Annotated in this window: 23 protein-coding genes; 11 read left to right on the top strand and 12 right to left on the bottom strand. The window is 46.5% G+C overall.

Annotated elements, in window-relative coordinates:
* On the top strand, positions 1 to 370 hold a 370-nt coding region (locus QZZ54_RS15120), incomplete at its 5' end, for a hypothetical protein (protein WP_290703655.1).
* An 85-nt stretch (positions 371 to 455) separates the two neighbouring features.
* Positions 456 to 1370: a recombination-associated protein RdgC gene (gene rdgC / locus QZZ54_RS15115; RefSeq protein WP_290703653.1), complete on the top strand. Its 915-nt coding sequence runs from the start codon at positions 456 to 458 to the stop codon at positions 1368 to 1370.
* Between the two features lie 66 nt (positions 1371 to 1436).
* On the opposite strand, the gene QZZ54_RS15110 is transcribed toward rdgC, so the two are convergent.
* On the bottom strand, positions 1437 to 2072 hold the full coding sequence (locus tag QZZ54_RS15110) for a rhodanese-like domain-containing protein (protein WP_290703651.1): 636 nt from the start codon (positions 2070 to 2072) through the stop codon (positions 1437 to 1439).
* A 258-nt stretch (positions 2073 to 2330) separates the two neighbouring features.
* On the opposite strand from QZZ54_RS15110, the gene queE reads away from it, so the two are divergent.
* The gene (gene queE / locus QZZ54_RS15105; protein WP_290703649.1) at positions 2331 to 2972 is read left to right on the top strand and encodes a 7-carboxy-7-deazaguanine synthase; all 642 of its coding nucleotides are present in this window, start codon (positions 2331 to 2333) and stop codon (positions 2970 to 2972) included.
* On the opposite strand, the gene QZZ54_RS15100 is transcribed toward queE, so the two are convergent.
* Positions 2955 to 3845: a bile acid:sodium symporter family protein gene (locus tag QZZ54_RS15100; protein ID WP_290703647.1), complete on the bottom strand. Its 891-nt coding sequence runs from the start codon at positions 3843 to 3845 to the stop codon at positions 2955 to 2957. The two genes, queE and QZZ54_RS15100, sit on opposite strands and share 18 nt — an antisense overlap.
* 430 nt (positions 3846 to 4275) lie before the next feature.
* Here QZZ54_RS15100 and QZZ54_RS15095 point away from each other — a divergent pair, with 430 nt between their 5' ends.
* On the top strand, positions 4276 to 5439 hold the full coding sequence (locus QZZ54_RS15095) for a cation diffusion facilitator family transporter (protein WP_290703645.1): 1164 nt from the start codon (positions 4276 to 4278) through the stop codon (positions 5437 to 5439).
* Complete coding sequence (locus QZZ54_RS15090; protein WP_290703664.1) at positions 5439 to 6041, top strand: YigZ family protein; 603 nt, start codon at positions 5439 to 5441, stop codon at positions 6039 to 6041. Before QZZ54_RS15095 ends, QZZ54_RS15090 begins: the two co-directional genes overlap by 1 nt.
* Here QZZ54_RS15090 and QZZ54_RS15085 read toward each other — a convergent pair.
* Entirely contained in the window at positions 6034 to 7692 is a 1659-nt protein-coding gene (locus QZZ54_RS15085) for a SulP family inorganic anion transporter (RefSeq protein WP_290703643.1), read from the bottom strand. The genes QZZ54_RS15090 and QZZ54_RS15085 overlap by 8 nt on opposite strands.
* A 280-nt stretch (positions 7693 to 7972) precedes the next feature.
* Between QZZ54_RS15085 and QZZ54_RS15080 the strand changes: the two genes are divergently transcribed.
* Entirely contained in the window at positions 7973 to 8986 is a 1014-nt protein-coding gene (locus tag QZZ54_RS15080; RefSeq protein WP_290703641.1) for a GGDEF domain-containing protein, read from the top strand.
* Between the two features lie 146 nt (positions 8987 to 9132).
* Here the strand turns inward: QZZ54_RS15080 and gorA are convergent, their stop codons facing one another.
* On the bottom strand, positions 9133 to 10488 hold the full coding sequence (gorA, locus tag QZZ54_RS15075; protein ID WP_290703639.1) for a glutathione-disulfide reductase: 1356 nt from the start codon (positions 10486 to 10488) through the stop codon (positions 9133 to 9135).
* A gap of 349 nt (positions 10489 to 10837) precedes the next feature.
* Between gorA and xthA the strand changes: the two genes are divergently transcribed.
* Complete coding sequence (gene xthA / locus QZZ54_RS15070) at positions 10838 to 11647, top strand: exodeoxyribonuclease III (RefSeq protein WP_290703637.1); 810 nt, start codon at positions 10838 to 10840, stop codon at positions 11645 to 11647.
* A gap of 84 nt (positions 11648 to 11731) precedes the next feature.
* On the opposite strand, the gene QZZ54_RS15065 is transcribed toward xthA, so the two are convergent.
* Positions 11732 to 12667, bottom strand: coding sequence for a universal stress protein (locus tag QZZ54_RS15065; RefSeq protein ID WP_290703635.1), 936 nt, complete (start codon positions 12665 to 12667; stop codon positions 11732 to 11734).
* Between the two features lie 260 nt (positions 12668 to 12927).
* On the opposite strand from QZZ54_RS15065, the gene QZZ54_RS15060 reads away from it, so the two are divergent.
* The 3 genes from QZZ54_RS15060 (at position 12928) to QZZ54_RS15050 (ending at position 15450) form a co-directional block, all read left to right on the top strand.
* Complete coding sequence (locus tag QZZ54_RS15060; RefSeq protein WP_290703633.1) at positions 12928 to 13332, top strand: DUF2892 domain-containing protein; 405 nt, start codon at positions 12928 to 12930, stop codon at positions 13330 to 13332.
* Positions 13333 to 13507: 175 nt separating this feature from the next.
* Positions 13508 to 14791, top strand: a complete 1284-nt coding sequence (locus tag QZZ54_RS15055) for a GGDEF domain-containing protein (protein WP_290703631.1) — start codon at positions 13508 to 13510, stop codon at positions 14789 to 14791.
* Positions 14792 to 14892: 101 nt separating this feature from the next.
* The gene (locus QZZ54_RS15050) at positions 14893 to 15450 is read left to right on the top strand and encodes a DUF5610 domain-containing protein (RefSeq protein ID WP_290703630.1); all 558 of its coding nucleotides are present in this window, start codon (positions 14893 to 14895) and stop codon (positions 15448 to 15450) included.
* Positions 15451 to 15520: 70 nt separating this feature from the next.
* Here QZZ54_RS15050 and QZZ54_RS15045 read toward each other — a convergent pair whose 3' ends face one another.
* Genes QZZ54_RS15045 through QZZ54_RS15035 form a run of 3 tightly spaced genes read right to left on the bottom strand, consistent with a single transcriptional unit; the run spans position 15521 to position 20257 of the window.
* Positions 15521 to 16873 (bottom strand): hypothetical protein, encoded by a 1353-nt coding sequence (locus QZZ54_RS15045; RefSeq protein WP_290703629.1) that lies wholly within the window; start codon positions 16871 to 16873, stop codon positions 15521 to 15523.
* 20 nt (positions 16874 to 16893) lie between these two features.
* Complete coding sequence (locus QZZ54_RS15040; protein ID WP_290703627.1) at positions 16894 to 17706, bottom strand: outer membrane lipoprotein-sorting protein; 813 nt, start codon at positions 17704 to 17706, stop codon at positions 16894 to 16896.
* The gene (locus QZZ54_RS15035) at positions 17699 to 20257 is read right to left on the bottom strand and encodes an MMPL family transporter (protein ID WP_290703626.1); all 2559 of its coding nucleotides are present in this window, start codon (positions 20255 to 20257) and stop codon (positions 17699 to 17701) included. The genes QZZ54_RS15040 and QZZ54_RS15035 overlap by 8 nt, the downstream gene beginning before the upstream one ends.
* Before the next feature lie 210 nt (positions 20258 to 20467).
* Here QZZ54_RS15035 and QZZ54_RS15030 point away from each other — a divergent pair, with 210 nt between their 5' ends.
* Positions 20468 to 20776: a metalloregulator ArsR/SmtB family transcription factor gene (locus tag QZZ54_RS15030; protein WP_290703663.1), complete on the top strand. Its 309-nt coding sequence runs from the start codon at positions 20468 to 20470 to the stop codon at positions 20774 to 20776.
* Between the two features lie 70 nt (positions 20777 to 20846).
* Here QZZ54_RS15030 and QZZ54_RS15025 read toward each other — a convergent pair whose 3' ends face one another.
* The 4 genes from QZZ54_RS15025 to QZZ54_RS15010 form a co-directional block, all read right to left on the bottom strand.
* Positions 20847 to 23582, bottom strand: coding sequence for a bifunctional acetate--CoA ligase family protein/GNAT family N-acetyltransferase (locus QZZ54_RS15025; RefSeq protein ID WP_290703624.1), 2736 nt, complete (start codon positions 23580 to 23582; stop codon positions 20847 to 20849).
* A gap of 347 nt (positions 23583 to 23929) precedes the next feature.
* On the bottom strand, positions 23930 to 24178 hold the full coding sequence (locus tag QZZ54_RS15020) for a hypothetical protein (RefSeq protein WP_290703622.1): 249 nt from the start codon (positions 24176 to 24178) through the stop codon (positions 23930 to 23932).
* A gap of 116 nt (positions 24179 to 24294) precedes the next feature.
* Positions 24295 to 25407 carry an ATP-NAD kinase family protein gene (locus tag QZZ54_RS15015; protein ID WP_290703620.1) on the bottom strand — a complete coding sequence of 371 codons (1113 nt, stop codon included), beginning with the start codon at positions 25405 to 25407 and terminating at the stop codon, positions 24295 to 24297.
* Entirely contained in the window at positions 25408 to 26130 is a 723-nt protein-coding gene (locus tag QZZ54_RS15010) for a flagellar brake protein (protein WP_290703618.1), read from the bottom strand.
* Between the last annotated feature and the right edge of the window lie 35 nt (positions 26131 to 26165).

Genomic DNA, 26165 nt, shown 5'->3' with positions numbered 1-26165 from the left:
GAGACAGGCTGACTCGCATTTTCTACTGGTTTTAATCAGCCAACCAAACTGTAGTTATTGCCGCCTGATTGAAGAGGAAATTCTCAAGCCGATGCAGGCAAGTGGCAGGTATGATGATCGATTGCTTTTTCGAAATCTGATCATCAATGACGGCTACAAGTTAATCGATCTAGATGGGCATCAATTATCAGCAAATCAGTTCGCCTTGCGCTACAACAGCTCATTAACGCCCACTCTCCTATTCATCAATCCAGCAGACGGCTCCGAATTAACTGATAAGATGATCGGCATAACCACGGTCGATATGTATGGCTTTTACGTCGATAAAGCGATAGATAAGGCACACCACCAACTTCTCAGCCTACGCTGATAATCTTTTCAACCAGCCCTGTTCTGCGACCCTATATCTCTTTACAATAGCCTCTCTTTTTTATCCGATACTAAGGGCTTATTTCATGTGGTTCAAAAATGCCATCTTTTACCGTTTTAGTCAGCCGTTCAGCTACACACCTGAAGCCCTGGAAGAAAAACTTACTGAAAAAGCATTTGTACCTTGCGGTAGCCAGGAACTGAGTCGCTTCGGATGGGTCAGCCCTGCCGGTGATCTTTCTGAAATGCTGGTTCACGCTGGCAATGGCTTTATGCTAATTGCAGGCCAGAAAGAGGAAAAAATCATTCCTTCTGCCGTTATCCGTCAGCAACTTGATGGCCGGGTAAAGATCATTGAAGATGAGCAGGCTCGCAAGGTATACAAAAAAGAGAAAGATCAGCTTAAAGATGAGATTATTCTTGACCTGCTCCCCCGCGCTTTTAGTAAATATCAAAAGACCTGGGCGCTGATCGCACCCGCTCAAAACCTCCTCATCGTTGACGCCAGCAGCCATAAACAGGCTGAAGACCTGCTAAGCCACCTACGGAGTCTGTTAGGCTCTCTGCCGGTCGTTTTACCCGACGTTAACCAATCACCTTCTGCAGTAATGTCTCAATGGCTAGAGCAGCCACAGGATCGCTATACCGGTCTTGAACCGATGGATGAATGCGAGCTGCGAGACAGCGCAGTAGAAACAGCGGTAATCCGTTGTAAAGGACAGGATCTGGACAGCGATGAAATTCGCCATCACCTGGAAGCGGGTAAGCGGGTCGTTAAACTGGCACTAGAGTGGCAGGAAAGTATTAACTTTATTCTTCAAGATGATCTCTGCATCAAACGTATCAAACTTTCAGATCAACTGAAGGAAAAACTTGATCAGGAAAGCTCCGACGAAGCCTTTGCACAATTCGATGCTGAGTTTGTTCAGATGTCTCTTGAACTGACCCGGTTAATTCCGGCATTAACCGAAGCTTTCGGTGGTGAAGCTTTGCGCCCATAAACGCATACAGCTGAAAATCAAAAAGCCGTGCAATTGCACGGCTTTCTTGTTTTTACAGTAGCTAGCTTACTCTGCGGCTTCACCCACCACAGTTAGTCCCAGACTGGTCCAGGCCTGCATACCACCACGGTAGTACTTCATTTTCTCTTCAGGATAGCCCGCAGCTAACAACGCCCGTCCCATGGCTGGTGTTTGACCACACCAATAGCCATTGCAGAACATTACTAACATTTTAGCCGCGCTGAAATCATAGTTTTCTCCCTCAACCGCTACCCCAAAATCATCCATGGCATCTTCCATATCATCCTTTTCTTTCATCAGGGTAAAGGGATAATTAACTGAACCTGGAATTGTCAGACGAAAATGCCAGCCCTCCGTTCGGGTATCAACGATCATAATATTCTCGTCTTCTTCGGCCTCGATCATGTAAGCAGTAAACTCTCGCTCGCCCAGAGTTTCTACTTCATGTGGTGCAAAAGGATTCATTGCCTGTGGCATACCCCGATAAGTCGTGTTATACAGCTCAGAAACCTTATTCTCTGGGTTCTGATTGCGCATCACTTCAACTTTTTCGCCGTCATGTGTCACATTAAAAGACAGTAACTCTGGCGATATCATCGCTTTTTTTCCTTCGGCCATCACCAAAGAAGAACCCGCGATCATCGTTCCAAGCAGGACACCTGCAAACACTTTCTTCATCATTTTCTGCACCAGATATATAGTTAATTATTATAAACACCAGGATCAAAACAAATAGTTATAAGCTAATCCCTATCAGTTATATGCTATTTATACAGTAATCAAATTACCAGGTCACCTAAGCTAACTAGTGATTTAGTCTGATACTCTTCACTACAAAAAAGCATAGATAGATTAATCTGATGAACGACCCCATTGCAGTAAGCTATTGAACTGCGCTGATCACTGTGTAGACTACGCCCATCAAACAGGCTAGGTAGAATGATGAGTAAAACTTATAGCGTTAAAGAGATTTTCTATACCCTGCAGGGTGAAGGCGCACAGGCCGGTCGGCCTGCAGTATTCTGCCGATTTACTGGCTGTAACCTCTGGTCAGGCCGGGAACAGGACCGCTCTAAAGCGATCTGTGATTTCTGCGATACTGATTTTATTGGTACCAATGGACAGAACGGCGGAAAGTTTGAATCCGCTGAGTTATTAGCCCGGGAGATAAAGCATTTCTGGCCTGGGAACGAAGGGCGTCCCTATGTGGTTTGTACCGGTGGAGAGCCCCTGCTACAACTTGATCAGGCTCTGGTAGAAGCTTTTCACCAGGCAGGCTTTGAGATTGCCGTAGAAACCAATGGCACTATTGAAGCACCCAAAGGTATCGACTGGGTCTGTGTCAGCCCGAAAGCGGATGCAGAACTAGTCCTGAAACATGGCGACGAGTTAAAGCTGGTATTTCCTCAACCCCTGGCTCAGCCAGAAAGATTCACAGAGCTGAACTTTAAACACTTTTACCTGCAACCAATGGATGGCCCAATGCAACGCATCCATACTCAGGATGCCATTCAATACTGTCTTAAGCAGCCCCTGTGGAAGTTAAGTTTACAAACCCACAAGTTACTTGGTATTGACTGAAACAGACTTGAGGCCGTAGGGACTATTACGCCACAGAATTAGTAACACAACAGGCAGTTGCATCAAAATACCGTAGAGCAATACAGCAAGAGACATTTCTGGCTGTTGTAGCAGAGCGCCTGTCACCAGCAATCCTGTCCCCGCATTCTGAATACCCGTTTCAATCCCCAGCGTCAGTGAAATTTCAGTATTCTGACGTAAGAGATACCGGGCAATTAATGCGGATAAAACTATAGCACTACTGGCCATTATCAGAATAACAGGGCTGAGGGTTGGCATCAGGTCTGGCAATGCCGCCCTGTTAGCCCAGCTAATCATCGCAACAACAGCAAACATAAATACCAACGACAGAATTTTTACTGGACGATCTATCAGTCGGCACACTTCTGGCCAGATACTGTTGACCATCATGCCGATAGCTACAGGTAACAAAGTAACCAAAATCAATTTCATAATGGTCGCAAAAAGCGGCAACTCAACCAACACCCCCTTACCCAGAAAATGCTCCATACTGAGCCAGGTAAGCCAAGGCAATGTAAAAGGTACAATCAAGCTACTCAGTGCAGTCAGTGAAATAGATAAAGCGGTGTCCGCCCTGCACAAGTGGCTTATCATATTAGACGTTGCACCACCGGGTGCAAAAGAAACGATCAAAAGCCCCACTGCAAGCAAAGCTGGTAATCCAGTCACCGTTACTAGCAAAAAGGTTAGCAAAGGAAGAAAAATTAGCTGCAGAATAAGACCTGCGATAACAGGCTTAGGCCGGTGCATTAATCTGGAAAAATCCGTTACCCGAAGAGTCAGTCCCATACCCAGCATAATGATAAACAATGCAATCGGTAATAGGATCGAAAGCGCGTTGCCACCTTCCATTAAAAATCTTCCTGCAGATAATTTAGATGACGCTTATATTAGGGTTAGCTGAGAACCATTTCAACCGCCAGATTACAGGGAATTAAAGGGCTGCCTCAATCTACCCACACAAGCTGTGGATAACGTTGTGGGTACCCTCAATATTCAGCGCCACATTACCCGGGAACCAGCCTTCCCAGATAAACTGGTTAAATTTTAACCAGAAGTAATTTTCATTATTTATCAATCACTTATAAAGCATTGATCTGAGTCAAAAGCAAAAACTCAACTATTTATCCAAGATTTGTTTCAATTCAGCGTCATTACTGTGGCTTAAAGAAGTCAACTACTTTTTTGAAAAAAATCACTATAAAAAAACAACGACAAACTGGTTAATTCAATCTGATCCACTTACCATAGGCGCTGGCATAAATTCGGACCCAATTTTACTATGCAACCATCTTCTGATAACCAGTCTCAGGCTCAACGAATAACCCTTATTGGTGCAGCTATTGATGCTGTACTGGGTATTTTAAAAATCATCTTTGGCATGCTGGCTCATTCGAGCGCATTGATCGCTGATGGTATCCATTCCTTATCCGACCTGTTAACTGATTTCCTCGTGGTCGGCATTATAAAATATTCTCATCAGGAACCCGATGAAGAGCACCCTTGGGGCCACGCTCGATTTGAAACAATCGGCACCGTTATTCTCGGTTGCATACTTGTTGCCGTCGCCGGTGCTATGGCGTTTGAAAGCATCTCTATTCTTATGAAAAGCGAAGTTATACCGCTTCCTGAATGGCCGGCGCTGGTCGTCGCTGCTATCTCAGTTGTCGCGAAAGAAGCTATTTTCCGTTACACCCTGGCGGTTGGAAAACGCATTAAGTCCGATTTGATCATCGCTAATGCCTGGCACAGCCGAACCGATGCATTCTCATCTATCGTCGTCTTTGTCGGCGTAGCTGGAGCAATGACAGGCCTGGTCTGGCTTGATGCCCTGGCAGCCGTTATCGTTGCTTTTATCGTGGCTAAAATTGGCTGGGAGCTGACCTGGAAAAGTATTCAGGAACTGGTAGATACCGCCCTTCCCGAGGAGCAGATAGCCGCTTATACCGATGTCATCATGAAAGTTGAAGGCGTCCTGAGTGTGCATAGCTTTAAAAGTCGCAGTATGGGGAGCCAGAGTCTGTTGGAGATGCATCTGCAGGTAGCGCCGCATCTCAGCGCCTCTGAGGGTCATTACATCGGTGATAAAGCTGTCATTATACTGATGAAAGAGTTTGAAGATATTGGACACACCATTTTCCATATAGATACTTACGACGATGAAGTTGAACTTGATGGTTCTCATAGTCTCCCCGTTCGTACAGAGATCAGCCGTTTGCTATGGGAGCACCTGGACGAAGCTGGACACTCTGAACTGGGTATCAGTCGACTGGGGCTTTTCTACCGCAACGACTCAGTAGAAATTGAACTAATGCTATTGGACAACCCTGCAAACCGAAATATTGATCTTAATAAACTGGAGTCTCAGCTCAACGAGTTATTTCATCAGCACTCATGGTTCAGAAGCATCCACCTCTGGCAGGGAACTCAAGCCACCAAATTGTGATGAACTATAATCGGCCTGCAAGCCCACACCAGGTAGAAATTGAGATAAACCGCAGCCGGTTTATCTGTCACATTCAGCCGGTGAGTAATCGGGCAGAAGCCGACAGTTTTATCTCAACGGTACGTCTGCGTCACCCCAAAGCGAACCATAACTGTTGGAGTTATATCGCCGGTAAGCCCGATGATGTTCATCAATGGAACTCCAGTGATGACGGTGAACCTAAAGGAACGGCGGGACAGCCTATGCTGAATGTGCTGTGCCATAACAATATAGGTAACATCTGCGCAGTGGTCACACGCTATTTCGGGGGAATTAAACTGGGGACAGGCGGACTAGCTCGGGCATACTCTCAAGCGGTGCAGGAGGCGCTTAGAGAGCTACCAACGGACTTAGTCGTCCCAACCCTTGATATAGAACTCCGTGCACCCTACAACCTTACTGGCGAGGTTGAGCAACTGATAATTAAATTCAAACTCAGTCACTGTGAACGCAATTTCGACTCTCAACTCTACATTAAGGCTAAGCTGGCCTCTTCTTTAGAAGCAGAGTTCAGGCAAGCCCTGACAGCTTATCAGCACCTTGTAGATCTAAAAATCAGTTAAGCCCATTCCGAAACACCATCCTGTGAGCCATTTCCAACGCCTTACTGCGCTGTTCATGGCAATAACTATCGGGAATCAGATCGAGAATCCGCAACCGGCTGAGAATATCCTTAACAATAGCGTTAAGGCCGATCAGATGAACATCCCGGCCAACCTGCTGTGCCTCCAATATCATATCTTCAATGGCCAAAGCCGTTGATACATCGATCAGAGGTACCCGACTAAAATCCATTAGCAACGCATCATGCGGACGGCATCCCTCTAGCTTTGTCGATAATCCTTTGGCCGCGGCATAACTAATCGGTCCATCAAATTGATAAAGCACTACCCTGCCCTTAGTTTCAGCCAGTAACTGACGCTCTCGCTCAGTCAGTCCTTCATCATTACCCGCATGGCTATCTATCACACGGATACTGTCTAGTTGATTATCTGATAGCCGTTTCACGGTAACAACGTTGGCGATAAACACACCTACAAATACTGCTGTTACAAGGTCAACCATAACGGTTAGCACAAGCACAGTAAGCATTAGACAGGATACAAAAAGGGGCGCCCGGTGGAGCCGCAGCAGAAATCGCCAGTCGATAATATCCAAACCCACCTTAAGCAGAATGCCCGCCAGAACAGCATGGGGAATATTTTCTGCCAAAGGTGCCGCACCTAATAAAATGCCGCTAAGTACAATCGCATGAAAAGCACCGGCTAACGGCGTACTACCACCCGCCTTAATATTTACAACGGTACGCATGGTCGCTCCCGCCCCTGGCAAACCACCAAACAAGCCGGCAAAGACATTACCAATACCCTGGCCAATCAGCTCTCTATCGGAATCATGGTGCGTTTTTGTCATGTTATCGGCAACCAGAGAGGTCAACAGAGAATCAATAGACCCGAGCACCGCCAGCATCAAGGCCGCGAAAAACATCTCACTGAGTATCTCCATTGAAAACATGGGCATCATCAGTTCGGGTAACCCGGTTGGAATCTCGCCGATAATGGCAAGATCTCTGTCGCCATGAAACAGCTGGTAAATCAGCGTTCCGGTAACCAGAGCCAGTAGTGTCGGCGGGACAATTAAACCTAGCTTCTTAGGGCAAAACATCACTATAGCCAGAGTCACTGAGCCAAGTAATAACGCAGCAGAATCTACTTCTCTTAGATACCGCGGTATCTCTTGCAAAGCGACTGCGGCACTCGATGCACCGGGAAAACCAAACATCGGCCCCAGTTCAAGCAAAATGATGATAATACCAATACCTGTCATAAACCCTGAGATCACGGGAAAAGGCACCAGAGTGACATATTTACCCAGTTTCAATAGGCCAAAAGACATCTGCAATAACCCGCCTAAAATAACAACCGTAAAAGCATAGAAAGGTCCGTTTTGCGGATCGATGGCAACAAACTGGGTGAATACTGACGCCATCACTACGGTCATTGGCCCTGTCGGTCCTGAAACCTGACTGGGGGTGCCGCCAAAAAGCGCGGCAAACAAGCCGACAAAAATTGCTCCATAGAGGCCAGCAATAGCACCCGCCCCCGATGAAACGCCAAACGCTAGTGCCAGAGGCAACGCCACTACAGCAGCGGTGAGACCGCCTAACAGGTCACCGCGAATGTTATTAAAATGGAGTCCATGAATAAGTGACATAGCAAACCTAGCCTAAGGTATTGTTTTTACGGAGTAGATTTCTAAGTTACTGCAAAACTGATCAGTTTGCATACAACTAATCAAAAATATTAATATACACTTTGAATCAATCAACACTTAGTCGAATTTGCGCATTACTTTGAAACATTTATCAAACATTTGTTCGAAAAAAATAGATTTTAGAGTCTCAAGTATCTTCCACCCACATTAAAAAATGTTATCCTTATTTGGCTTTTTTTGTAGCACGTAATGATTTCCGCGAAATAACCAGAGAGGTTTTATGAAGTTCGCAGACAATCCCCAACAAGCAACGGAATATCTCCGCCAGGCAATTCCGTTGATGATAAAGAACCGCGTTCCACCGAATCCGTTCAACTACGCCCTCTGGTACGCCTATGTTTCCAACGCTCTGCCTGAACTTAACAAGCAGATGGACAAAACCCTGGAAATTTACGGTACTTGCCCAAACTTAATCAGTGAAAAACTGTTTCGTGACTTTCTGATTAACGATGAAGTAGAAAACGCTGAAGTTATTCAAAACGCTCTACTCTCTGTTATGGGCGATCTTGAAAGCAGCGCTTCATCAACAATGCAGGACACTGAAGCCTATAATGAAGTATTGCAGGATAGCCTGAGTGCGTTAAAAGATAGTAGCGATGATCAGTCTCTTGAAACTATCATTCAGAAGCTGACCGTCAATACAGTAACTATTAGTGAAAGCGCTCGTCAGTTCCAGAAAAAAATTGACGAAGCACAGGCAGAAATCAGTACTTTAAAGCAGGAACTGGATAAAAGCCGCCAGGATGCCACTGTTGATCCTCTTACAGGCTTGTATAACCGCCGGGTGTTTGATGCTGAAATCAGCCAGATGGCGGCAGACTCAGAACCTGATGTTTCTCTGATTATGGTAGATATCGACTTTTTCAAAAAATTTAACGATAACTACGGGCATCAGATGGGCGACAAAGTGCTTAAATATGTCGCTAAGCTGATAAAGGATGAGTGCTCAGAACCTATGATACCGGTGCGCTTTGGGGGAGAAGAGTTTTGCATACTCCTGCCCGGCATGAGTGACGCTGAATCGGCTGATCTAGCTGAAAAAGTACGTCTGAAGATTTCCGCTATTCGTATCAAGCAAAAGAAAACCGGCGAAGCCATTAGTTCTATCACCGCCTCTTTTGGCGTGGCGCGTTTAGCTCCTGATGAAACACCAGAAAATCTTATTGCACGAGCTGATGCTGCACTTTATAAAGCCAAAGATTCAGGTCGGAATAACGTACAAATCAGCCACTGATATTTTCAATTATCAATTTATGATTATTTACAAAGCGCCTATTGGCGCTTTTTTTGTCTTTCTGTCACTGCTTTATTTTATTTAAATTCAGACAAAAAAATCCCCGGTCTGCAGAGCAGCCGGGGCTAATAGTCGATGAAGGTCACTTAACTCACAGGTTCACGCATTGTTACAAACTCTTCCGCAGCGGTCGGATGAATACCGATAGTTGAATCAAATACCGCTTTGGTTGCACCAGCTTTCAGAGCGACAGCAATGCCCTGAATTATTTCGCCAGCATCGGGGCCTACCATATGCACCCCAATTACCTTATCACTATCACGGTCAACCAACATCTTCATGAAGGTTTTCTCGTCACTACCACTAAGAGTGTGTTTCATTGCTCTGAACGTAGACTTGTAGACATCAACATTTTCATAGAGTTCACGACTTTTTTCTTCAGACAAACCAACCGTGCCAATATTTGGCTGACAGAACACCGCTGTCGCAATCAGATCATAATCCACCTGTTGATTCTGACCATCGTAAAGGTTACGTACCAACGCCATACCTTCCGCCAGTGCGACCGGGGTTAGTTGAACACGATCAATCACATCGCCGATGGCATAAACCGAAGGTTCAGCCGTCTCAAACTTGTCGTTTACAACAATCGCACCGTTCCCCTTTTGCTCCAGATTGATATTTTCCAGTCCGAGATCCATCACGTTTGGCACACGACCGGTTGCATACATGATGGTATCGGCTTCGAGAGTGGAACCATCGGTCAGATGCGCCAACAGCGATCCATCGGACTGCTTTTCGATCTTTTCAATATTGTTATTAAAGCGTAGGCTGACATTTTTCTTGGCAACTTCTTCAGCAGTAAATTCACGTACTTCCTGATCGAAGCCACGCAGGAACATATCACCCCGGTAGATCAAAGATGTTTCTGCGCCAAGGCCGGCAAAAATCCCTGCAAACTCGACGGCGATATAACCACCACCGACCACGATTGCACGTTTAGGAAATTCATCCAGGTAGAAAACTTCATTTGAGCTAATAACATGCTCACTACCCGAAAACTCTGGCACATAAGGCCAGCCGCCAGTAGCAATCAATATCCGCTCAGCTGTGTAGACTTTTCCAGCAACTTCAACGCTGTTAGGCCCGGCAATTTTTGCCCGTCCATCTATCAGGTTCACCCCTGAATTAACCAGCATGTTTCGGTAGATGCCATTCAGACGTTCAATCTCTTTGGTTTTATTATCCCGCAGAGTCGGCCAGTCAAAACTGGCTTTGCCAACGTTCCAGCCAAAGCCAGCCGCATTTTCAAAATCTTCACTGAAATGGGAACCATAGACAAATAGCTTTTTCGGTACACAACCAACATTGACACAAGTACCGCCCAGATAGCGATCCTCAGCCATACCTACGCGAACACCCATAGCTGCAGCCATACGTCCGGCCCGAACACCACCGGAACCGGCACCGATTACAAACAGATCAAAATCATACTCTGCCACAGGAATCCCCTTAAACATTGTTAACTATTAACAAGCAGACGGAAATAACGCCCTAATCTGCTATACACAATTCTACCGGGCCTAATCTACCTGTTGTCGCGCCTTGATGCCAATAAAGATAGGCAAAAGCGGTAATAGGATTTTTCAATGCCAAATAGTGGACATACACATATCCGCTTAACATACCCTCAAGGTATAAACGCTTGTAATGCCAACTGATAATAGATTGTAATGCCAACCGGCAACAGATAGGAATGAGTCCTACCTTGTCAAATCCAATTGCACTTTCCACCGCTGAAGGTTAAGTTATGCGCCTCACAACTTTATATCTGATCTACCTGGATTTACCATGAAACTTATCTCGTTTAATACCAACGGTCTGCGCGCCCGCCCGCATCAAATCAAAGCTTTGATCGATACACACCAGCCAGATGTTATCGGCATTCAGGAATCCAAAGTACACGACGATGAGTTTCCTGTAGAGATGATTACGGAACTTGGCTATCACGTCGAGTACCATGGTCAGAAGGGTCATTACGGTGTCTGCCTGATCTCTAAACAGCCTCCCATTACTCTGGAAAAAGGTTTCCCAGGTGATGATGAAGACGCACAGAAACGTATGATTATCGGAGAGTATGAGATTGAAGGCACGCGAGTGAAGATACTCAACGGTTACTTCCCCCAGGGTGAAAACATTGCTCACGAAACTAAGTATCCGGCAAAGCGAAAATACTACCTTGATCTGCAGGCCTACCTCGAAGAAAAATGTGACCCTAGCCAAGCGTTAGTTGTAATGGGCGACCTGAACATCTCCCCTGAAGATATTGATATCGGTATTGGCGAAGCGAACCGCAAACGCTGGTTAAAAACCGGTAAAGCCAGTTTCCAAGTGGAAGAACGGGAATGGTTAGCCCGTCTGTTAAGCTGGGGACTGCAGGACACCTACCGTAAAATTCATCCAAACCGCGATGACCGCTTTAGCTGGTTCGATTATCGTAGCCGTGGGTTTGAAGCTGAGCCTAAACGGGGTCTGCGTATTGATGCAGTCTTAGCCACTCAATCACTGTTCGACCGCTGCAACGATGCGGATATCGACTATGAGATCCGCAGTATGGAAAAACCTTCTGATCACGCCCCTATCTGGGCTCGTTTTGACTAAAGGTTAGATTAAATAGTCTACTAAATGACTGATTAAAGCACTCGATCAAGCAATATCGAAAAGGGCCTCTAAGGCCCTTTTTGTTTATTCTTTAATTGAACTTTCAAACCCTGGAGGTTTAACCACCAGCAAGTCAGAATGAAGCTGATCCAGAATACGTTCAACAGTACTTCCCACCAGTATGCGATCTAATAACCCCCTGGCGACAGCACCCACCACCAGCATATCGATATGTGCTTCATCCACATACTCCAACAGCCCTTGGTAAGCTTCTTTCTCTTTCAGGCTCACAGCCGCACTTGCTGTACTCAAACCAAAAGGTTCTAGCAGGTGATCTAGCGCAGTGACATGCTCTTCTCTGATCTTACGCTGCATCCCTTCGAAATCGGTGACCAGATGCTCATCGAAAATAGCGGAGTGAGGTAATACATTAAAGCTATGGACAACTTTGAGATCACCTTCAAGGGTCTGAACCATTCTTCTAGCCCACTCCAGAATAGTGGTATCCATAATCGCCGGACTATCACACTCATGGAACGGGTCAACTGCAGCCGCCACATGCCCACCGTCAGACCAAGCTTTCTGTTTAACGAGAAGGAGTGGCGCAGGACATTCCCTAATCAATAACCAGTCACTCTGATCAAATATATAGTGCCCAAGACGACTGTGCTGTTCTATCTGGTGTAGAACAATGTCCGGCTCAAAACGTAGTACCTTACGTACAATGTGCTCAGCATGATGCCGCTGCCAACAAACATCCAGATCCACCTCAATCCCAAGGCTCTCAAAAGGCTCAACTAACTGCTCCAGCTCAGCTTCAGCCTGATGCATATAGCCATGTTCAGCTCTGATTAAAGACTCTTTATCAAGCAGATAACTATTGCGTAAAGAGCTGTTGTAACAGCAGCGGAATAGTTCGACCTTTGCTCCACTTCCTTCAGCCAGACGCAATGCTTTCTCCAGCAAAAGCGTACAATCCCTGCCCTGTTCAACATTCACCAGAATTTTTCGGATATCCACTGACATACCTCCTCTCTGCCATTAATAAGTATCAACAATCCCTAGCACCCCTCTGAATACTGGGTTTCAGGGAACACATTGAACTTATCCGCACCTTCATAAGTAAGCATGAGTCAGAGCTAAGATTTTGCAAATTTATTCTTTTGATCCAGACCAAGGTAATCAATCTTAGTTTTTGAACTTTTCTCTTTATATTATATATAACTAATATATAATATATGAAATAGCACTCACTCAATCCTATCTTTGAGGTAATCATCATGACTCTTAATGCCGCACTGCGCCTGTTGGCGGGAAGCGTAATTCTGATAAGTTTAGCGTTAGGCACGTATATGAATCCTGCCTGGTATTACCTGACAGGGTTCGTTGGTCTTAACCTCCTGCAGTCAGGCTTCACGAAGTGGTGCCCTGCTATTAGCTTTTTTCGTATGCTGAAGTTAACAGAACAAAGTTGCGACACGGGTATGAGCATTCATCAGGGCGTCCATATTATTGCAGGGGCCGGCGTTCTGCTTACAGTAGCTGCCTTTATGTTCTTTGCTGCCCCCCAGTGGATTCTCTATCTAACAGCTGTGTTTGGTGCCAGCCTTCTTCAATCTGCATTTACAGGCTGGTGTCCCGCTTTCACTATTGCCGGATTGATCGGGTTCAAAAAAGCAGCTTGATTAAATAGCTACTATTGGCACTGACTTCCTCTGTTGGATGCCCTGAGTTTAAAATGCCGCTATTAGCGGCATTTTTTTATCATATCAACCCTGTATTACCCAATCCGGTAACTGAGAACCTTTCCCTGCTGTCCCTCCATGTTAGGATAGGCGCATTAGGCAAAGGAGAGACTAGGTGCTGCTTTACAATCTGCAGAAAATTCTAAAGCTGATGCTTCCAGGCTTAATTCTGCTACTACTTTCGCCTGTCATTCATAGCCAGCTAAACAGTCTATCTTTTAGCCAGCAACAATTGCTGGGCTACGCCCCCTCTCTACTTGCCATCATTTCACTAACGTTGTGCATCAGTTTTAATCAGGGCCGCTTGCTACTCTCAACGCTAAACCTGTTAGGGTTATTCTTACTCGTCCAGAGCCAACTACAAAGCAGTTTGAATCAACCTGGCAATTTCGTACTATTCAGCATAATCAGTCTCCTCTTTCCTGCTCTGCAACTATTTATCAGTTTTATGCCTGAGCGCGGTTTGAGTCTCCGTTGGATGTTTAAATACACCCCTATTGTGCTCTTCGGCTATGCGGTTCTTTGGCTTGCTGCACAAAACAATATGTTAGCTCAATGGCTTACCTCCCTGCCTATGGGACTTATTCAGATGTTTTCCGACCCTTACCTGATCAGCCAATGGTCAGCTGCCATCTTTAGCCTGTCAATTTTATTGGGAGTATTAATCCTCTGGTTTCGAGGCACGCTGGCCGATGCTTGCCTGGTATTGGTGACACTGGCTATCGCAATGATGCTTGCCCTGTTCAGTGAACCCTATATATCAGCAGTCAGTTGTAGCCTTTCTCTGATACTGATCCTTTTTACCGTTCTTTTTAATTCTTACAGCATGGCGTTCATTGATGAACTTACCGGCCTGCCGGGCCGCCGGGCTCTGGAAAATACATTGATTAGTGCCGGCCGTCGTTACACACTAGCCATGGTAGATATCGATCACTTTAAAAAATTCAACGACACATACGGTCATGATGTCGGTGACCAGGTTCTAAAGATGGTTGCCAGCCAGATGCGTCAGGCAGCAAGCGGCTCTACCGTTTACCGCTACGGCGGCGAAGAGTTCACCATTGTTTTTAAACGTATGGACGAAGTCAAAGCGATTGAAATAGCAGAGAAGGTAAGAACAGCCGTTGCTGAATACCCTATGCAGGTCCGCGATAAGAACCGCCCCGGTGATGAAAAGCAAGGCCGCAAACAACGTAGTAGAAAGAGTAGAGACAATGGCACAACCCAGGTCACTATTAGTATCGGTTTGTGCCAAAAGACTAACGACCATAAAGATAGCCAGGCCGTTATTAAACAAGCAGACGAAGCGCTCTATCTAGCCAAACAACAGGGCCGGAACCGTTCCGTTGCCTGTCATATAGCTCAACCGCGAAAGCGCAGAGCTACCACCTCAACATGAATAAGTTTCACGCATAAAATCGGTTCTGCTGCCGATAACCCCTCTAGTATTATGGGAATTGCGCTTTTATGTAATTCTTAAACTTAAGCGGAGGGCCCGATATGGAAATCAAACCGACACAAAACCAACCAGCAACAGAGACTAATCTTGCCACTAAACAGTCGCAGGTAACGCTCGATAAAACAGTACAGAACAAAGCCATCCTTCAGGCATCTCTGGATGTCAGTATATCCTCTGGCAATGACTCACTGGCGCTGTTATACAGCAGTGTAGTCAGTGAGATTAACAAAGTCCTTGAAACCGACATGGGGCCTTCTGCGATACAGAAAGCCTACGACTCAGGGATAGATATGAGTCCTGCTGCGACAGCGGAACGTATTGTCGGGCTGAGTGCCAACTTTTTCAATAGTTATCAGGACCAGCACCCTGAGATGGATTACGAAACTCAGGTACGAAGCTTTGTTAAGTTGATTGCCGGCGGTATTGATCAGGGCTTTAGTGAAGCTCGTGAAATTCTCGGTGGTTTGCAGGTTCTTGAAGGTGATATCGCAACTAATATTGATACCACATATGACCTGATACAAGAAAAGCTCACCGCGCTGGTTGATACACTGCTTAACCCTGAGCAGTCGGAGGGAGAACCTGAGGTATCTGAATAGTTTATCTATTTCTCCGCCTATAAAAAAACCGGACTATGTCCGGTTTTTTTGTCACTAGATAAATGCCATCTTAAAAAGCGTATCGAATCCGTCCATACACATTACTCGCATCCTCAAACTGACCGAAAAAGGTATGTGCTTTCTCACCCCCAAAAAGGTTAGCCCCAACCACCATATTCAGATGATCACTGTAGCGATAAGTAACTGAAGGCCGAATAAAATGATCATCATCACTAGGCGAATAGAAGGCAAACAATGACCAGGTAAGGTTGTCTTGCCACATGCGATAGTTTAATCGCGTGGTATAAAGATAACGATACTGTGCAGGATTGTACGCTGAAGCTGAAGCAGCCCTCAGCGCTGAATAATCAAGTGTCTGTTCCAGATAGTATTGTAACCCTAAGGTTAACTTTGGCAGTATTTCTCGCTCATATCCCAGTAGAAAGCGAAACTGATCGTTGGGCATCATCGGGTCGTTACCTGCACCGTCCTCTGCCATATGCAAAGCCAGTTCAGCATTCGCTAACCCTGTACCAAGAGTGCCGCGGACACTTGCACCTAATACATCAAGTCGAGTGAACACTGGCTGGCCGTTTACATTCAGAGCGTTTGGTTGCTTCTGAAAGCCTCGATAACCGTATAAGGCCCACTCAGTGCTATCAACACTCCCCGCGATACGGGCCGCAAATTCTCCATTGGCAAAACTATTTGCCGGGTCTTTTGCATCGATACGCCCAGTGGGTGCGGCAACATTCTCCCCTGCCTGAGGCGAAAACCATGAGAATCGTTCACCGTTGATATATCTGTCTGAAGTAAACACCGGTATCCAGACCAGCTCCAGACTGGCTGACTTGCCGTAGTAACTCGCTTTTGCCGCGGCCACCGGCGCTTTTAAATATTCAGTATCACGTCCGGCAAAAAACGATTGCCAATCCTTTGCAAACAGGTCGTTAAGAAACAACAGATCACCTGTACCCCAGGTGAGTATCTGCTGTCCTAGTTTAACGTCGGTGCTCTCTGAAGCACTGAAGGTATAAGAGGCCTCTCTAAGATCGACCCGCATTCCCTGCCCTACCCCATCCGCATACAGATCAGCCTTAAGAGCATAACGGTTATCACCGATAAACCCCGTTGTTTCCAACCGTAGGCGAAGATCAGCCAGCGTCGTATCATCCAGCGCAGCAAATTGCTCATTAACGGCAGTGTCTTCCTGCAACCGCCCCCCCAGACCCGCTTCGATAAAACCATGCCAGCTACTGCCACTTTGCTCTTCAGTCCAACTATCGTCACTCCAATTGTCATCACCCCAGCTGTCATCACTCGGGGTCTCACTGTCTGATCCTTTAACCGTCTCCTCAGCGAGAGCAACAGGCGTTGAAAACACCATAGCGGCGATTAGCGGCCAGTATTTTGTTGCCATCATCGACATTATCTCCGGTCCGGTTAAAGTGGCTGTGGACGCTTCAACCACTGACGCGGTGGATTACGCAGTGAGCGTTCAGTAAATACTGAGCTTTCCATACCCAGATCATAGCGGATGAAGCGAAATTCCATAGTGGTACTGGCACCGCTGATAAGATCACTTACTCTGGACTTAGTCACCGTAGGAATACCTTGTACGTCCTCCGTTGCCAAAACCTCTACCCGGCGATAGAGCTTGTCGCTACTATCGTAATACTCAATTTTCACGGGCAACATGCTGATCTTCTCAATCCATACCTGATACCGGCCAAACTCGACTGAATTAGCATCTTTGGGCGTATTTTCTACCAGATAATGCTCTTCTGTCGTTTCAATCAACTGATGATTATCTTCGTCAGGATTGCGGCCTGAAACATCTTCATAAAAATAGTTTGAACCCACAAAACTGGTGCGTTTATCTCCAGCAGAGATCCGCTTTACCAGATCAAGCCCCGGGAGATAGAGCCAGCGATCATCATCTGTCTTAGCGTGCTTCTCAACCAGAAAAACAGTGTCACGAACATCCGCTGGGCGGCTAAACGCGACCAGAAACTGCTGATCTCCACCATCCTCATGATCACGTCGCAGAATAGTGAACTGGCGCTGCTGTTTACGTCCCTGAGCATCCTCAATCAACATTCGCGCTTCGGAACGGCCATCTTCCCCCCGGTAGTATGCTGCCAGAGTTGCTTGGTTAATAATGGTCTCTACATCCGTCAGGTCTTCAGCCCATACTGGTGTGGTAAACACCATCGTCAAAGTTATCGATAAAATTGAAATCAGTTGCTTAATCATGGTGCATCTCCTTCAGACCTGGCTTTACGCCAAACAAAGCATCTTTGTTACTAATCAATTGCATTACCGCAGGCAACAGCATGACAGTCACTGCTGCGGATACCGCCATAATAGTTGCGAGAAAGAAACCAACCGTAATATAGGGCACCAGTGGTGCAAACAGTAACGGGGTAAAGCCAATGGCAATTACCACGGCGTTACGACTGATTGCCCGGGAAGGCCCTTTATATACTTCGGCTACGGTCTGCTCCCAATCTCCACATTCCCGATATATCGCCCGGGTGCGCTCGAGGAAGTGAATTGCAAAGTCTACGGATAAACCCAGTGTCAACGCTGATAACACCGCAATCGGCATATCATAGTCTTTGCCCACCAAGCCAATCAGCCCGTATATAAACAGTATAGTGACGGTCAGTGGCAGCATTGATAACAGACCGATCTTCACGGAGCGGAACAGCAACATCATCATCACCAGTACCATCACAAAGGCGCCCATCAGGCTATTCAGCATGCCGTTAACCATCTCATCCTGCCATACTACATTGATGTAGGTGAGTCCCGCCCAGTTAAGCTCCACGCCTTCTGGTAATGGGTGTGCCTTAACATACTCATCAACAAGCGTCAGGACCTGACTCATATCCTGATTATCGCCGCTGCTTAGTTGCAGCCACAGTGTAGTAGAGCGATAGTCAGGCGTTACCATATGCCATAGATCATCGGGGCGGTGTGAGCCCTGAAAACTCAATACCGTCTGAGCCGCTGCCGTCGCTGATGGCGGTAAACGGTAATACTCAGCTTCGCCTCCCTGTAGCTCGCGATATACAGTTTTCAGCAGCGTAGGCAATCCATTACTCTTACCGATATATTCAGAGCTATCAAGATAACTCTGAAGCTCATCCAGGTAAGTTATTGCTTGTGGCGTGAGGAAATATTTGCTGTCCACTTGCGCCTTTTCTGTAAGATCGAGCAGTTCAAGCCATAAATCTTCATTGGCAGTATCATCGTAACTCAGTTGATCAAATTCATTTATCAGTGCATTGGTATATTCAGTGAAGCTTTCATTTTCTACACTGGTGAGAGTTTGCTGTAACGCCACACCGGCCTGCGAGGCTCTAAACACCAGCTGTTGATCTAATCCGTTTTTCAGATCCCCGGTTTTATCCAGAACAAGAAACGCATTATAGGTACCTGGGAAATGGTGATTCATAACCCGATCGGCCACCCGTAACGGGTGATCTGGCTTAAACCAACGTACCGGATTATCATTTATCTGAATCTGGGCCACCCCATAAGCACTACCGACAACGATCAGCGTAAACACCACCAGCAAGGTCTTAGCACGGGCAATAGAGAAACGTCCGGTAAAAATCAATAACCGCCCTAAAAACGAGCTGTCATCCTCTTCAATGCTATGGTTTTGCAGTTGCGCCATCCGCTTTGACGAAAGGCTAACGATATAAGCGGGTACCAGTATGATGGTCAGCAGGAAGGCTAGCATAATGCCAAACGCCACATGCAGACCGAAAATCTGCACCGGAGGAATAGGCGTAAAGGCCAGCGAAGCAAAGCCAACCGCAGAGGTTACTGAGGTAAACAGCATCGGCGTGAACAGATGCGTTAAAACCTCTGACAATGCTTTCTTGGGGTCATCTCCCGGGCGATACCGATCAGCAAATTCAGACAGTATATGCACTGAATCGACCACCGCGATTGGCATTAAAAAAATAGGGATCATCGAGCTCATGATATGCACGGTATAGCCTTGCCCAATCAACAAGCCCATCGTAATAATCACAGAGCCCATCGCCACTAGCATCGGCGCTGTAATCAGAAGGAAGCTACGGAAAAAGACCCACATCAGGATAAAGATCATCAGTCCGGCCAGGGGAGCAGAGATCGCCATCTGAATAAACATCTCAACACCAAAAGTGTCTTCTGCCACTGGTAAGCCTGAGATGTAATACTGGTTATTACCGCTGAGCTTCTCAATCTCTGCCTGAATCTCCCCTGAGATCCGGTAGCTTTCGGACTTCTTAGTGATCGGTATATAGATACCTGCAGCCTCACCATCACCGGAAACCAGAGTGTTATTCAACAGGGGCAAACGCTCAACGGATTCACGAATCAGATCAATGCCGGCCTGATCTTGTGGGACTTGCTTCATCATCCATTCAAAGCGGATAGTACCAGGGCCTTCCTGGCTAATATTATCAACCCGGTCCAGAGACATCATATCCTGGCTGACGACACCTTCCATATGAACAATCGAATCAGACAGCTGCTTCAATTCAGATAGGCTCTCCCGGTTAAAGACTCCCTGCTCCGAATTATTGACGACTCCGACAACGATCATATCGTGCAAACCGAATCGCTGCTTCACTTCGTCATGGAAAACTCTGGCCGGATTATCATGCGGCAGCATATTTTCAGGATCGGTATCCACCTGAATAGAGGGGATCTGAAACCCTGCCAGTGCAGTCAGCAATAACACCCCGATAAACACCCACTTAGGGCGATTCATGGAGAGATTCATCAGTGTCGATTGGAGCATCTGCAGTTCCTGTTTCACTTATAACTAAACGTTCAATTTAGATATTATATTAGAATATACTAATATTTAAAAGTACTACATTAGTAAATTGAGATTTAGCCGTCTCTACAGTAGAATGACCTATGCATTGTAGGGAATATAAAGATCCATCAGAGCTCTACAGGATAATAAGAAAAGGCGGTAAACAGATTGAACACGGCTCCCCAGCAGATGACGCCCGAAACACTGGCGATGATGAAAGAGAACTCCAGTAAGGCTGCTCAACTTATGAAAGCTTTAGGCAATGAGAGTCGTTTGCTGATTCTCTGCTATCTGGATGGTAAAGAACTTTCGGTAACAGAACTTAATGAGTGCCTAGATCTGAGCCAGTCTGCTCTGTCACAACATCTGGCAGTGCTACGCAAAGATGGCCTGGTCAATACCCGGCGTGAATCACAAACAATCTACTACTCCCTCTCAGGTGATACCGCTACACGTATCATTCATACGCTACACGAGATGTTCTGCCCGACCGTTTAATCCTTATATAAAAAAACCACCGGATTATCGGTGGTTTTTATCTTTGTTCTGGGCATTAAACGTAATTATATCAGTGCTGTAACCGATACCGTTGCCAATCTTCAGTTGGCTCGTTCAACATCATCTCCATCTCTACAACATCCTCTTCCATATTATAGTGGTTTTTAAACCCAAGCTTCAAAGCCAGTCCCTGCATACTTTTATTAGAGGTTAGTGTTGATCCCACCAGTAACAGGGTACCCCGGGCTTTGCAGTAATCAATCGACTTCTGCATCAGCACGACACCCAAGCCTTCACCCTGAAGGTCATCACGAATCACCACCGAGAACTCTGCGCGAATATTATCGGCATCGGTCACCGCCCGCACTACGCCGAGGGTTTCCCATCCCGCCTCATCCTTACGGGGGGATGTCACAATAAATGCCATCTCACGGTCGTAATCTATCTGAGTCCAGTTAGCCAGCTCCTGATGAGTTGGCACCCCCCGACTATAAAAGTAACGCAAACGTATCGACTCAGGACTGAGGGTATTATAAAACTCCAGATGATTAGGTTCATCCTCACCACGGATGGCGCGTACAACAGCCTTACGACCCGAATTACGCAGGGTCACATGCTCACTCAGATATTCAGGATAAGGTGATATCGCCAGAACCGAGGGCTCACCCAATGAAACTGAAACATCAACCGCCAATACACCACGGCGATTGATCAGCATCGGATTAATCTCCAGTCCCTTAAGATTAGGCAGATCTACAACCATTTGCGATAGTTTAATCAGCAGGTTACTCAGTTGCTCTAGGTCCCGTTCCAACTGCTCGCTATTTTCACTCAATACCGAATAGATATGTGAAGTAGTAATCAGCTGGCGCGCCAGGCTCAGATTCAGTGGCGGCAACATCACCTGCCGATCCGCCAGTACATCTACGGAGTAACCCCCTTTCCCGAAGACCAGCAACGGACCAAACACATCATCCCGGGTGATGCCCATATTGATCTGCAGCGATTGGAAGCCACGTTTCATCTGCTGCACACAAAAACCCTGCACATCATCTTCTGGAAAACGCTCCCTGACCCGATAAGCTAACTGGGTAACCGCCTGCTTAACATCTGAACAGGAGAACAGATCCAGCGCGAGATCTTTCCAGCGAGGGTTGTCTTTGTTGTCATAATTGAACGGGTAAACATTTTCCCGGTGCATCACTTTAACCGCAACAGCTCCACCAAGCTTTTTAGCTATCTCAACAACCCCTTCAACATCATCTGCATAATGGGTATGCGATACCGGAATGTCGTACTGATCCAACAGATCAGTGGCTTCATTATGGGTTAGATAATCACGCCCTTCTGCCAACGCGTCAGCGATCAGCTTTTTGGCCCGCAGATGGTTCTGTTCATTCTGATCAAGAAACGGTGCAGGGGTTTGTCTCATCACTTCCTGATTACGACGAAACTCAACCATATGCATGAAAGCGTCAACCGCTTCTTCAGGTGTAATAAAAGTAGTAATGCCCGCAGTATTAAAATGATTTCTCGATTCAATCGCTGTGCTACGCCCCATCCAACAGGTGAGAATATTGCGTGGGGTATTACGCGCGACTTTGATTACCTCTTCCGCGGTATCTACCCCTGGTGCTAAACGCGTTGGCGCATGTATTACCAGCACCGCATCCACATTAGGATCTTTCGTCAATAACTGGGTAACTTTGGCAAAACGTTCCGGCGTTGCGTCAGAGTGCATATCAATAGGGTTTTTCAGGTTCCAATGATCGGGTAAAACCTCTCGCAACGCGGTGACGGTCTCTTCACAAAGCTCAGACAGCTCGCCCCCGCTTCGTAACAACTGATCGGCAGCCAGACCATTTGGCCCCATACCGTTACAGACTAACGCCAGACGCTCACCTCGCATCGGTTTCATCCGCGTCAGGGTCTCCAATGCGTTATATAATTGATCGACGGTATCTACCCGTACCACACCGGCACGGCGTAGTGCGGCATCATAGATAAGGTCCTCATCTTTGATCCCCAGAGCGGGCTGATTCTCTTTATCTTCGTCGAAGACCATATTGGATTTAAGTACCAGCACCAGTTTGTTCCGCGATGCAGCCCGCAACGAACTAAGCAGATTTCGTGAGGAACCGACCAGGTGATCCAATTGAATAAGGATTGACTGGGTATAGGGGTCCTGAGCGAAATAATCAATAATAGAGGGAAGATCAACATCTACCCCTTCCCCCAAAGTCAGAAAGTGGGAAAAACCGATCTCCTGACCATTCGCCCAATCGATCATCGCAGTCCCTAGCAGACCCGACTGACCCACATAACTGACCTTACCTTTGCGTATATTCAGGTGAGAATAACTGGCATTCATCTTGTGGCCTGACACCAGCATACCCATACAGTCAGGGCCTAATATACGGATACCATAAGGCCTTGCAGCCTCCATTATCTCATCCCGCATACTTCTGCCCAGCGGCTCACTGGCTCGGGATAAGCCTCCCGTTAAAATCATAGCCGCCTTGACCATATTTGCACCCAGTTTGCGGATCAGTTCCGCAACTGACTCTCGTGGGGAACAGATAATCGCCAGATCTGGCATCTCAGGCAATTTTGACAGCCCTTTGTAACAAGTCACGCCGTAAACCTGATCATAGCCGCGCTTATTGACCGCCATCAGTTTGCCCTGATAACCACTATCCAGCAGGTTCTGGAGGACAATCCCCCCCATACTGTTCTCTTTTTCAGATGCCCCGAACACTGCTATCGATTTAGGCTTAAAAAAACGTTTGAGATATTGTGTACTCAAGAGACTCTCCGATGACCTGAGAACAGGTCGCAGTGACCCGATCTAACTACTACCTCTATTCTACATTACGCAGGTGCAGCATAAACAGTATTAATCAGCTTTTGTGACTGAAGTCATAAAGCCAATCAAAGTATCTCTATACAGGCCTATAAACACCGTTGAAACTATTTTCTGTTCGGTGCCAGCACCTCTATAACAAACGGGTAGATCCTCCCTTGCATTCACCGGTATGCCCGAAAAACCGCCTAAGAGAGTCATTAGTAGAAATTACAGTGAAGTTTCCAGAAGATTTCGAACCAATAACAGTCAATCAAAAGAAAAAGGCAACCGTCAGAATGAACCGGGGTTTAATGCTCATCCAGTAAAGAAAACGATATGAAGGTGGTGAATAGCCCAAGCGTTATAACCACTGGAGGGATCGGCAAAGCCAGCATTAACAATCCTGATCCCAGCCAGAGACGACGAACACAGCGAAGCCTTGCGCGATACGCAGAGGTAAATTTACGACGAAAAAAATGTCGACTATCCGGATATTGATTACTCATCCACTCGGGTAGCAGCAGGTACAAATAAAACCTTAACAGTGCAATTCCCATAACCATCCCCATCTGTAAAGCTCACTCTTCAGCTTATCAAAGATTGGGGATTTTGCTGGTTATGTATTAAAAAAATTTAGATACAGCGCGTGAATCAGCTGCTCGCATCTAACCGTTTAATAATCTGCTACCCGGTAGAGAATGGCATCCCGGTAACCGGTAATAACTCGTATCAGACCCGAAAGCTGATGATTCAATTCGATGTCACCGCTATCAACGATCAGAGGACGTCCTTCTAACTCTTTTATCTTGCTCTTAGTCGCCACCAGAATGATATTTTCCCGCCCCAGTCGCTTGAGTAGTTCTGGGCTAATTTGCTGATTACCCCGACCAATAATATGCCCTTGCCCACCGATAACCGTTATCACCAAGCGGGTCTTATGACCCTCGGTCATTGCCAATAGTTGCTGGGCGGTCAGATCATTGCCGATCAACTCACCATTTTCAATCAGATCGACACCCAGCAGCGTATTTTCAAGCCCTAAATTCTCCATCAAAGCCTGAACAGTTGAGCCCGACCCCATGATGTAGCGAACATCGTCCTCCATCGATTCTGCAAAATCTGCGGCGATATCATCCAGCACCAGCTCTTCTAATTCCCTGCCACCATTTTTAACGTGCTGAAGGTAACGCCCCTCTTCCGGTACCAGAAGTTCACCATAGTATTTGGCGCGAACCCGTCCCTCACGAAAGGCAACTTCATCTATATCGCGTACTTCCTGATCCGCCAGGGTGACTAACTCTCCACGCACCAGCATAGCAACGACTTCACCCGCAGCTTTGGGCGTCACTGCATACACTCCAGAATGAATTTTCACCCCCGCCGGAATTCCCAATACCGGTGTAGAGTCACCGATGGCATGACAGATATTTCTTGCGGTGCCATCGCCTCCTGCGAACAGGATGAGGTCGACACCCAACGCAGCCATTTCTCGGGCTGCCCGTTCGGTATCTTCAGCAGAGGTATGTCCGTGATTAATAGAACCTATAACCCGTGGCTCAAACCCTGCAATACGGGCACTCTCTTCACCCATTTCGCCAGGATAGGTTATCAACTCAACCTCCAGCCCTTTTAAAGGTTCCAGAGCTTGCTGGGTTCGCAGATTCGCTTTGGGCTCTGCTCCCAACGCTAAAGCCTGTAGCGCGGTGGCTTCACCGTCACTACCTTTCAGCCCCACACTGCCACCAACACCCGCCAGTGGATTAATAATTAAACCTAAACGAAACATTTACAGCTCCTGTCCGAAGTGATCGAGATTGCCTGTCTCAATCAGAAATTGCTGGTAGACAAATGCAGCAATGATCAAACGAGTATCTTCATCCAGATCAAAAAACTTAAAACCATGATTATAAACGCTGCCGGACTCAACCGAGGTTGAATGAACATTTCGCAGCTCAACAGGCACCAGCAATACCTGATCAATATCGCCAATTTTCAGACGGGTGGTTAAATAAAAAAAATCACCTACATTACCCAAGGCCTGAGGCAGTTGAAGGCAAGCACCGCCCATACTGATATCAATACAGAGAGCACTGGCAGGCAGACCTTCCCTCTCCGCCATCTCATCATGATCATCCATTGAACAGCTGAGCCTAACCGAAACCCGTGTATGTTCACGAATGCGTTTCTGATCAACCTGCTGCGGATACTCTAATACCCAGTAGCCGAATGGTTGCTCGTGTAGCTTCAGTATTTTGCAGTTAAAGTTGCAGATACGGTTGCCACTAATCAAGCGCAGACTGGCAATATTACCTTCATTAATTGATGAAGAAACACCGTTTTTTAGCGACGGCGCTGAAATCATAATGCCATTATTCTCGGAATAGCCTAGTAACTTAGAAGTAAAACGTGCTCGGGGGGAGCGGATATCAACCCGAACAGGCTCACCAATCTGAAGTCGCAATTCAGACAGAGGTTTATCAGTTTCAGTTGATTCAAGTTGCAAGGTCATTAAACCCAATCCATTAAGGAGTGTAAGCAGATCAT

The sequence above is a fragment of the Amphritea sp. genome (assembly GCF_016744155.1).
GTDB lineage: Bacteria > Pseudomonadota > Gammaproteobacteria > Pseudomonadales > Balneatricaceae > Amphritea.
The sequence above is the reverse complement of the archived record's forward strand: the minus strand, read 5'-3'. Positions and strand labels throughout refer to the sequence as shown.

Bases quoted from the DNA above. Each gene is read 5' to 3' on its own strand.
- rdgC (WP_290703653.1), top strand. From the start codon at position 456: ATGTGGTTCAAAAATGCCATCTTTTACCGTTTTAGTCAGCCGTTCAGC.
- QZZ54_RS15110 (WP_290703651.1), bottom strand. From the start codon at position 2,072: ATGATGAAGAAAGTGTTTGCAGGTGTCCTGCTTGGAACGATGATCGCG.
- queE (WP_290703649.1), top strand. From the start codon at position 2,331: ATGATGAGTAAAACTTATAGCGTTAAAGAGATTTTCTATACCCTGCAG.
- QZZ54_RS15100 (WP_290703647.1), bottom strand. From the start codon at position 3,845: ATGGAAGGTGGCAACGCGCTTTCGATCCTATTACCGATTGCATTGTTT.
- QZZ54_RS15095 (WP_290703645.1), top strand. From the start codon at position 4,276: ATGCAACCATCTTCTGATAACCAGTCTCAGGCTCAACGAATAACCCTT.
- QZZ54_RS15090 (WP_290703664.1), top strand. From the start codon at position 5,439: ATGAACTATAATCGGCCTGCAAGCCCACACCAGGTAGAAATTGAGATA.
- QZZ54_RS15085 (WP_290703643.1), bottom strand. From the start codon at position 7,692: ATGTCACTTATTCATGGACTCCATTTTAATAACATTCGCGGTGACCTG.
- QZZ54_RS15080 (WP_290703641.1), top strand. From the start codon at position 7,973: ATGAAGTTCGCAGACAATCCCCAACAAGCAACGGAATATCTCCGCCAG.
- xthA (WP_290703637.1), top strand. From the start codon at position 10,838: ATGAAACTTATCTCGTTTAATACCAACGGTCTGCGCGCCCGCCCGCAT.
- QZZ54_RS15060 (WP_290703633.1), top strand. From the start codon at position 12,928: ATGACTCTTAATGCCGCACTGCGCCTGTTGGCGGGAAGCGTAATTCTG.
- QZZ54_RS15050 (WP_290703630.1), top strand. From the start codon at position 14,893: ATGGAAATCAAACCGACACAAAACCAACCAGCAACAGAGACTAATCTT.
- QZZ54_RS15045 (WP_290703629.1), bottom strand. From the start codon at position 16,873: ATGATGGCAACAAAATACTGGCCGCTAATCGCCGCTATGGTGTTTTCA.
- QZZ54_RS15040 (WP_290703627.1), bottom strand. From the start codon at position 17,706: ATGATTAAGCAACTGATTTCAATTTTATCGATAACTTTGACGATGGTG.
- QZZ54_RS15035 (WP_290703626.1), bottom strand. From the start codon at position 20,257: ATGCTCCAATCGACACTGATGAATCTCTCCATGAATCGCCCTAAGTGG.
- QZZ54_RS15030 (WP_290703663.1), top strand. From the start codon at position 20,468: ATGACGCCCGAAACACTGGCGATGATGAAAGAGAACTCCAGTAAGGCT.
- QZZ54_RS15020 (WP_290703622.1), bottom strand. From the start codon at position 24,178: ATGGGAATTGCACTGTTAAGGTTTTATTTGTACCTGCTGCTACCCGAG.
- QZZ54_RS15015 (WP_290703620.1), bottom strand. From the start codon at position 25,407: ATGTTTCGTTTAGGTTTAATTATTAATCCACTGGCGGGTGTTGGTGGC.
- QZZ54_RS15010 (WP_290703618.1), bottom strand. From the start codon at position 26,130: ATGACCTTGCAACTTGAATCAACTGAAACTGATAAACCTCTGTCTGAA.